Origin of the sequence: Kitasatospora sp. NPDC093558 (genome assembly GCF_040683475.1) — a bacterium.
GTDB lineage: Bacteria > Actinomycetota > Actinomycetes > Streptomycetales > Streptomycetaceae > Kitasatospora.
The window spans coordinates 1-1,605 of record NZ_JBFBDY010001074.1; the positions used below are offsets into that span (position 1 = coordinate 1).

A 1,605-nucleotide genomic window follows, 5' to 3' on the forward strand; every position below is an offset into this window, starting at 1 on the left:
CCCGTCTACCCCTCCGCCTACCCCGAGGTGCTGGCCGTCCGAGACCTCGGCCCGGGCGGGGTGCTGCCGGAGAACGCCGCGATCGGCGGCCGGGTGGACCTGGCGGCCCCGGGCGACGCCGTGACCGGTCCCGGCCCGACGGCGGGCGGGTACTACACGGGCGCGGGCCCGAGCTTCGCGACGGCCTTCGTCGCCGGCACGGCGGCGCTGGTCCTGGGCTACCGGCCGACCCTCACCGCCGACCAGCTGACGGCCCGCCTCGAAGCCACCGCATACCGTGCGGGCGGCCTCCTGCCCGACCCACAACTGGGCTTCGGAACGGTGGATCCGGTGTCCGCCGTGACCACCACGCTCGACCGCGAAACGCCGCCGAGCCCACACCCCGCGACCCCGACCCCGACCACGTCCGCGCCGGCGATGCCCCGTACCCGCCCCCCGTCCGAAGCCCCGGCCCAGGCCGCGGCGGTGGCCCTGACGGCACTGGGCACGATCGGCCTGGTCGCCATCGCGGGAGCCGTGGCCCCCCGAGGCCGCGCCCGCCGCTGGCAACCGGCAAAGGCCGACGAGCCGTCATAGCCGCCCGTCGCACCCCGAGCGGAAAGTCGGCGGGCCCGACTTCCTGCTCCGGACGGTGGCGCCCTAGCCCAGGCCGTTGCCCAGGAGGTCGAAGGCCCGTTCGGTGGCGAGGACGGCCGCCGGGTAGTGGTCGTCGGCGGAGGTGCCGGCGGCCAGGTGTTCCTGGTTCATGATCGCGAGTTCCCGCTGCACCACGATCACCTGGGCGGCCACGAGGCGTGCGGTGAGCGGGTCGACGCCCGCCTCCCGAAGGGCCTCCGTCAGGGATTCGGTGCCGCGTTCCGAGTAGCGGATCAGCCGTGATGCCAGGCTCTCGGTACCGGTGATCAGGCGGAGGAAGGCCATGACCTCGGGGTCGTCGCACAGGCCGGTGTTCGGGTCGCGCTGGGCCAGGGCGTCGAGGCGGGCCGCCCGGAGGGCCTCCAGCGGGGCCTGTCCGTCGAGGCGGGCGCGGACGATGCGGGCCGCTTCGCTCTCGTGGTCGGCGAAGCGCTGGAGGACGAGGTCCTCCTTCGTCGGGAAGTAGGCGAAGAGGGTCCGCCGGGAGACCTCCGCCGCCTCGGCGATCTCGGTGATCGAGACCTGGTCGAAGCCCTTGTCGAGGAAGAGGCGGATCGCCGTCGCCGCGATCGTCTCGCGGGTGCGTTCCTTCTTGCGTTCCCGCAGGCCCATGTGCTGATTCATGCACTCAGTCTACCCCATGGTAGACTGAGTGCAGAATTGCACCTGGTTTCTTCTTTCGGAGGTTGCTGTGCAGACCGAAGTCATCGTCGTGGGGGCGGGCCCGACCGGGCTGATGCTGGCGCACGAGCTGACGCTGGCCGGGATACCGGTCGTCGTCACGGAGAAGCTGCTCGCCCGCAGCACCCAGTCCCGGGCGGGCAGCCTCCAGCCCCGCACCGCCGAAGTGCTGGACCTGCGGGGGCTGCTGGAGCCGCTGCTCGCTCAGGTGCCGGCCGGGCCGAGCACGGGCGGGCATTTCGCCGGGCTGCCGGTCGAGCTGGACTGCGAGCCGTGGCGCACCCGCTA

The 1,605-nt window shown here is 73.2% G+C and carries 3 protein-coding genes; 2 read left to right on the forward strand and 1 reads right to left on the reverse strand.

Annotation, left to right across the window (positions count from 1 at the left end):
• Window positions 1-576: S8 family serine peptidase (locus AB0O00_RS38590; protein ID WP_363659345.1), on the forward strand; the 576-nt coding region annotated here is incomplete at its 5' end.
• A 63-nt stretch (window positions 577-639) separates the two neighbouring features.
• Here the strand turns inward: AB0O00_RS38590 and AB0O00_RS38595 are convergent.
• Window positions 640-1,260 (reverse strand): TetR family transcriptional regulator, encoded by a 621-nt coding sequence (locus AB0O00_RS38595; RefSeq protein ID WP_363659346.1) that lies wholly within the window; start codon window positions 1,258-1,260, stop codon window positions 640-642.
• Window positions 1,261-1,327: 67 nt separating this feature from the next.
• Here AB0O00_RS38595 and AB0O00_RS38600 point away from each other — a divergent pair.
• Window positions 1,328-1,605: FAD-dependent monooxygenase (locus tag AB0O00_RS38600; RefSeq protein ID WP_363659347.1), on the forward strand; the 278-nt coding region annotated here is incomplete at its 3' end.